The sequence below is a fragment of the Arthrobacter sp. TB 26 genome (genome assembly GCF_000427315.1).
Taxonomy (GTDB): domain Bacteria; phylum Actinomycetota; class Actinomycetes; order Actinomycetales; family Micrococcaceae; genus Arthrobacter.
This window is the reverse complement of record NZ_AUPJ01000324.1, coordinates 3,888-10,379: the sequence shown is the minus strand read 5'-3', so window position 1 is coordinate 10,379 and position 6,492 is coordinate 3,888. Positions and strand designations below refer to the sequence as shown.

The following is a 6,492-nucleotide window of genomic DNA, read 5'->3' as shown; positions in this document are numbered from 1 at the left end:
CCCGCCGCGCCTCCTGGCTCAGGGCGGCAGTGATCCCGGTGAGGTGCAGGACCCGGGCGCCGTCGCGGAAGGCCGCGTCGACGTCGTCCCGGGTGAGCGTGGATCCGGCGGACCCTGCGCGGTAGTAGAAGGCCCGGGTGACGTCGGCGGTGCGCTGTTCGAGGAACATCACCCCGGTGCCGCGGCTGGCGTCCTCGCGGTGGTGCACCGCGATGCCCTCGCTGCGCAGCTGCCGCAGGATGAACTCACCGTGCGGGTCGGCGCCGAGGACTCCGGCCCAGCCCACCCGGTGGCCGAGACGGGCGACGCCAACGGCCACGTTGGACTCCGCCCCGGCCACGTGCATGCCAAGGGAGCCGCCGGCGGACAGCGGCCCGGCGGAGCGCAGCGAGACCATTGATTCCCCGAAGGTCAGCAGGTCAGGAATCCCCGGGACGGGAAGCACAGGTCCGGGAATCACTGCAGGCTCTCCGCGGCGATCCGGCGGTCGAACTCGGCGGCGAGCGCCACGAAGCCGCGGGCCCGGGCACGCACCGGAACCAGGTCGCCGCCGGAGCCGGCGTCCCCGAAGAGCGGCCCGCCAAGGCCGACGGCGACGGCGCCCGCCTGCCAGTAGCCCGACGCTTCCTCGAGCCCCACGCCGCCGACGGCGATGAAGGGGATCCCGGGGAACGGGTCACGCAGCGCTTTGAGGTAGCCCGGTCCGCCGATGGAGGCGGGGAAGAGCTTCACCGCGGTGGCTCCGCGGGTCATCGCCTCGTAGGCCTCGGTGGGCGTCAGCGCCCCGGCCAGGACCGGGATTCCAAGGCGGGCGGATTCCTGGATGGAGGTTGCCAGCGCCGGGGTGACCATGAACTGGCCGCCGGCCGCTGAAACGTGTTCCACGTCCTGCTCGGTCAGCACGGTGCCGGCGCCGACGAAGCAGCCGTCCGGGGCGGCGGCGCGGACGTCGCGGATGGCCTCCAGCGCCCCCGGGGTGGTCAGGGCAATTTCGACGTAGCGGAAGCCCTCTTCCATGGCCGCGAGGGCCGCCTTCGCCGCGGCGCCGCCGTCGGTGCCGCGGACGATGGCGACCAGCCGGGTGTCCCGGATTCCGGCCAACAGGGCCTCCGGGGTCAGAGCATTGCCTGGTTTTTCGGTCATGTGGTTCACCATTCTGCGAAGGCTCCGTCGGGGTGCCGCCAGACGGGCCCGCGCCAGGCGTGGCCGCGCTTGTCCGCGGCGCGGACCACGGCCTCGTCGATCTCGATCCCGAGACCCGGGCCGGTCAGGCGTTCGATGTGCCCGTCCACGAACTTCAGCGGGGATTTGTCCACCACGTAGTCCAGGACTTCGGCGCCCTGGTTGTAGTGGATCCCGATGCTTTGTTCCTGGATCAGGAAGTTGGGCGTGGCGAAGCCCACCTGCAGGCAGGCCGCCAGGGCCAGCGGTCCGAGCGGACAGTGCGGGGCCAGCTGGACCTCGTAGATTTCGGCGAGCGAGGCGATCTTGCGGACCTCGGTGATGCCGCCGGCGTGCGAGAGGTCCGGCTGGGCCACGGCGATGCCGGCCTGCAGCGCGGGCAGGAATTCCTGCCGGCTGTAGAGCCGCTCCCCGGTGGAGACCGGCGTCGTGGTGGACGAGGTGAATTCGCGCAGCAGGTGCGTGTTTTCCGGGACCACGGGTTCTTCCAGGAAGAAGGGCCGGTACGGTTCCAGCAGCGGCGCCACCCGCCGGGCGTTGGCCAGGCTGAAGCGGCCGTGGAAGTCGACGGCGACATCGCGGTGGTCCCCGAGGACCTCGCGGGCGGCGGCGACGCGGCGGACGACGCCGTCGAGCTCCGCCACCGAGGCGATGGGGCTCATCCGGCCGCTGGCGTTCATCTTGACGGCGGTGAGTCCGACTTCCAGCTGGGCGCTGATCTGGTCGGCCACCTCGTTGGGCTCGTCCCCGCCCACCCAGCCGTACATCCGGATCCGGTCCCGGACGTGGCCGCCCAGGAGCTGGTGCACGGGCGTGTTGAAGTGCTTGCCCGCGATGTCCCACAGGGCCTGGTCCAGGCCGGAGACGGCGCTGGCCAGGATCGGGCCGCCGCGGTAAAAGGAGCCTTTGGTCATCACCTGCCAGTGGTCCTCGATCCGGAGCGCATCGTTGCCGATCAGCAGCTCGGAGAGCTGGTCGACGGCGGTGCGGACCGTTTCGCTGCGGCCCTCGCAGCTGGCCTCGCCCCAGCCGACGATCCCGCTGTGCGTCTCGATCCGGACGAAGAGCCAGCGCGGTGCGACGAGGAAGGTTTCAATCCTGCTGATCAGTGTCATGAGTGGCCTAGCCCTTGGTCGCGCCGGCGGTCATGCCGGAGACGATGTACTTCTGCGTGAAGAGCGCAATGATCATGATCGGGATGGTGACCACCGTGGCGGCGGCCATCAGTCCGCCCCAGTCGATGCTGGCGTAGGAGACGAAGTCGAAGATCGCCACCGGGAGGGTCTTGGTCTTGGAGCCGGAGAGCACCAGGGCGAACATGAAGTTGTTCCACGAGAAGATGAACGACAGGATGCCCGCGGTGGCGATGCCGGACACGGAGAGCGGCAAGGTGATGCGGCGGAAGGCGCCGATCGGCGTGAGCCCGTCCACCTGCGCGCTTTCCTCCAGCTCCAGCGGCAGCGAGTCGAAGTAGCTCATCATGATGTAGACGATCAGCGGCAGCGAGACGAACATGTGGCTGAGGATGAGGACCTCGAAGCCGCCCACCATCTTCAGGTTGGAGAAGACGTAGTACCAGGGCACCAGCAGCGAAACGCCCGGGATGACGCGCGCCATCAGGACCACGAGGGCCGAGCGGTGCATGGTGAAGCGGCTCATGGCGTAGGCCGCCGGAACGCCGAGGACCAGCGAGAGTGCGGTGGAGACGAACGCCACCCAGAAGCTGTTGAAGATGAAGACGAAGTAGTTGTTGCGCTGCAGCACGTTCGCGTAGTTCTCACCCGTCGGGGTGAAGAAGAACGACTTGCCGGTGTCGTAGATGTCCACGTTGGTCTTGAACGACGCGAGCAGCATCCAGAAGAGCGGGGCCACCAGGAACAGTACGACGGCGACGAGCGCGGCGACGCGGAACACCTTGTAGGCGCGGGTGCCCAGGGGCTTGCGGGGGCGCCGGGCCGGCGCTGGCCGGGCCGTGTTGGCGGTTTCGGTGTGTCCGGTGTTTTCGGTGTTTCCTGTCAGGACGGTCATTTGCTTACCGCTTTCTTGCGCATGGTCAGCAGCCACATGGAGCCGATGATGATCATGAAGAACAGGATCAGCACCGCGGAGGACAGCCCGTACTGGTTGTAGTCGAAGCTCAGGCCGTAGGCGTAGACGTTGAGGGTCTCCACCTCGTGGAAGGAGCCGCCGCCCTTGCCCTTGGTGGCGTAGAGGATGTCGAACGTTTTCAGGGCGTCGATGCCCCGGAGCAGGATGGCGACGATCACGGTCGGCATCATGAGGGGCAGCGTGATGAAGAAGAATCGCTGGAAGGCGTTGGCGCCGTCCATCCTGGCGGCCTCGTCGGGCTCCTCGGACAGCGAGGTCAGGCCGGCGAGCAGGATCAGCACCACCATGGGGGTCCACTGCCATACGTCCATGAAGATGGTGGTGCCCAGTGCGGTGTCCTGTCCGGACAGCCATGGCTGGGGCGGAATGCCGACCATGCCGAGCAGCTGGTTGACGAAGCCGATGTTGGGGTCGAAGATCAGCCGCCACATCATGCCGACGGCCACCGGTGTGGCGACGAGCGGCAGGAGAATGGCCACGCGGACCCACTTTTCGCCGCGGAACGGGCGCCACAGCAGCAGCGCGATGCACATGCCCAGCACCACTTCGCACACCAGGGCGACGCCGGTGAAGGACAGTGTGCGTCCGACCGCCGGCCAGAAGCGCTCGGCGTCGGAGAGGACCGTGAGGTAGTTCTGCAGGCCGACGAACTCTGAGGCAGCCCGGACGGAGCCCTGCGAATCGGTCAGGCTTAGGTACAAGGTCCAGGCCAGCGGAAAGACGATGAGGACACCGACGAAAATCATCGCGGGGGCGGCGAACAGCCACTTGCGGTGCCGGTTGGCCCAGGCGGAGAAGTTCTCACGGGCGCCGGGGGCGCGGCGGGCGCTGCGGCCGGACGGCGGCTCGGACTGCGCGCTGCGGGGAGGGGTCAATACAGACATGGTTCACCTAAGGAGTCGGGGGTGAAGTGAAGTGCTGGCCGCGGCGGGGCGACGGCTGGGCCGCCGCCCCACCGGGCGGTTTGGTGGGCGGCGCGTGGTGCGCCGGGTGCGCTACTTCTTTTCGCTGTCTAGGAACTTCTGGAAGGCCTCGTGGGCCGTGTCGGCTGCGGCGGAAGCGTCAGCGCCGGTGATGGTGGCTACGATCGGGCCGCCGACGATTTCGCGGGCCTTGCCGACCGTGACAACCTCGGGACGGTCGTGGCCGACGCCGTTTTTGGCGCTGGTGGCGATGGCCTCGGCCAGGTCCTTCGGGTAGGTGGAGGTACCGGCGGGATCGGACCAGACGGAGGCGCGGGGTCCGGGGACACCGGCCTTCTGGGCCGCCAGGGTGCGTTCCTTGCTGGTGGCCCACTGGATGAACTTCCAGGCATTGTCCTGGTTGCCCGAGGCCTGGTTGACGGCGAGGCCCCACGACGGGATGTTGTACGGCTTGGAACCGGCCGGACCGGCGGGCAGTGCGGCGAAGCCGACCGTGTCGGCGACCTTGGACTTGGCCGGGTCGGTGGCGTTCTTGTAGAGCGAGTCGGCCTCGGTGTAGAAGGCGGCCTTGCCCTGGGTGAAGATGGCCATCGCCTCGGGCCAGCTCATGTCGGTGCTGACGTTGGCCGGGCCGTAGTTCTTGATCAGGCCGCCGTAGAACGCGTAGGCCTTCTTGGCGGCGTCGGAGTTGACGGCGGACTTGCCGCTGGCGTCGGTGAAGTCGCCGCCGAAGCTGTACAGGAAGCTGGAAAACTGGGTGACGGCGGCGGACTTGCTGGTCCGCGCCACGAAGCCCGCGGTGTCCGGGTTGGCGGCCTTGATGGCCTTGGCGGCCGCTTCGAGCTCGTCCATGGTCTTGGGAACCTCGAGGCCGGCGGCCTTCAACAGGTCCTTGCGGTAGTAGAGCACTTCGCGTTCGGTGATGATCGGGACGCCGACCACCTTGCCGTCAACCGTGCTGGCCTTGACCGGGCCCTCCTGGTAGTCCTTCCAGTCCCAGCCGGCGTCCGAAGAGACCTTGGACGTCAGGTCGGCGAGGTAGCCGTTCTTGGCGAACGCCTTGCCCTCCTGGAGCGGGCGGTACATCATGACGTCGATCTCGTCGCTGCCGGCGTTGAGCTTGACGTTGTACTGGTCCGAGAGCTGGTCCTCGCCGAGCTGGGTCAGCTCAACCTTGAGGCCCGTGGACTTCTCGAATTCCGGAATGGCTGCCTTGATGCCTTCGGTCCAGACGTGGTTCGCGAGGGTTACCCGGACGGTGCCGGCGGTCTTGGCATCGGTGCTGCCGCTGGCTCCGCCGCAGGCGGTGAGGCCCAGAGACAGGGCCGCGGCGACAGCCGCGTACTGCATGATCGAACGTCGCTTCATTACGACTCCTTGGTTTCTTGAGGGCTGGTTGTCACTGTCCAGCCCGGCTGCAAATGCATCGTTACATCTGCTCTGGAAGCGATCTTAGAGAAATAAAGCAGACTTAAACAACCCCTTGCGGTCCACCCGTATGATTTATTTATGAAAACCCCAAAGGCGGAGTCCTCAGCTGACCTGCATTCCGTGCTGGTCCAGAACCTGGGACTTGCCATTGCCGAGGGGACCCTGGCTCCGCATTCGATCCTGCGCCTGGACGAGCTTGAGACAGAGCACGGCGTGTCGCGGTCGGTGGTCCGGGAAGCCACCCGGGTGCTCTCCTCCAAGGGAATGCTGGAATCGCGCCGCCGGCTGGGCACGGTGGTGCAGCCGGAAGACTCCTGGAACGCCTACGATCCGCAGGTCATCCGCTGGCGGCTCGCCTCGTCCAGACGGCTGGAGCAACTGCAGGCGCTGAACGAACTCCGCGGCGCGATCGAACCCCAGGCCGCGCGCCTCGCCGCCGGGCGCGCCTCCCTGGACGCCGGCAGCGACCTTGTCTCGCAGGCGGCCCGGCTCTGGGCGGCGGGCCAGCGCGGGGACAACGACGAATTCCTCCGGCTGGACATCGAGTTCCACGCCGCGGTGCTCAAGGCCTCCGGAAACCCGATGTTTTCCCAGCTGCACAACCTCGTCGCCGAGGTCCTGACCGGGCGCACCGAGCACGGCCTCATGCCGCACCTGCCGCACCATGAGGCCCTTCAGCTGCACGTGGATGTGGCCAGCGCCATCCAGCGCGGCGAGGCGAACGCGGCGCACGCCGCGATGAGCCGGATCGTGCAGCAATCCACCGAGGAGATGGGCGACATCTGGTCCAGCCACCAGCGGCCAGCCGCCCCTACCCCGGAAACAGCCCCGGAACCACAACGCGGGG

Annotated in this window: 7 protein-coding genes; 1 reads left to right on the top strand and 6 read right to left on the bottom strand. The window is 67.8% G+C overall.

Going from position 1 to position 6,492, the window contains the following annotated elements; translation table 11 throughout:
* The 6 genes from K789_RS0112315 to K789_RS0112290 form a co-directional block, all read right to left on the bottom strand.
* On the bottom strand, positions 1-460 hold a 460-nt coding region (locus K789_RS0112315; protein WP_024367012.1), incomplete at its 3' end, for a PfkB family carbohydrate kinase.
* Positions 457-1,143, bottom strand: a complete 687-nt coding sequence (locus tag K789_RS0112310) for a bifunctional 4-hydroxy-2-oxoglutarate aldolase/2-dehydro-3-deoxy-phosphogluconate aldolase (protein WP_035739624.1) — start codon at positions 1,141-1,143, stop codon at positions 457-459. The genes K789_RS0112310 and K789_RS0112315, both read right to left, overlap by 4 nt.
* Before the next feature lie 5 nt (positions 1,144-1,148).
* A complete protein-coding gene (gene dgoD / locus K789_RS0112305; protein ID WP_024367010.1) occupies positions 1,149-2,297 on the bottom strand; it encodes a galactonate dehydratase in 1,149 nt (382 codons plus the stop codon).
* A gap of 7 nt (positions 2,298-2,304) precedes the next feature.
* Positions 2,305-3,210 (bottom strand): carbohydrate ABC transporter permease, encoded by a 906-nt coding sequence (locus tag K789_RS0112300; RefSeq protein ID WP_024367009.1) that lies wholly within the window; start codon positions 3,208-3,210, stop codon positions 2,305-2,307.
* Positions 3,207-4,175, bottom strand: coding sequence for a carbohydrate ABC transporter permease (locus tag K789_RS0112295; RefSeq protein ID WP_029704969.1), 969 nt, complete (start codon positions 4,173-4,175; stop codon positions 3,207-3,209). The genes K789_RS0112300 and K789_RS0112295 overlap by 4 nt, the downstream gene beginning before the upstream one ends.
* A gap of 111 nt (positions 4,176-4,286) precedes the next feature.
* Entirely contained in the window at positions 4,287-5,582 is a 1,296-nt protein-coding gene (locus K789_RS0112290; protein ID WP_024367007.1) for an ABC transporter substrate-binding protein, read from the bottom strand.
* A 141-nt stretch (positions 5,583-5,723) separates the two neighbouring features.
* Here K789_RS0112290 and K789_RS0112285 point away from each other — a divergent pair.
* Positions 5,724-6,492 (top strand): FadR/GntR family transcriptional regulator (locus tag K789_RS0112285; RefSeq protein WP_237739592.1); only part of this gene is annotated, 769 nt, incomplete at its 3' end.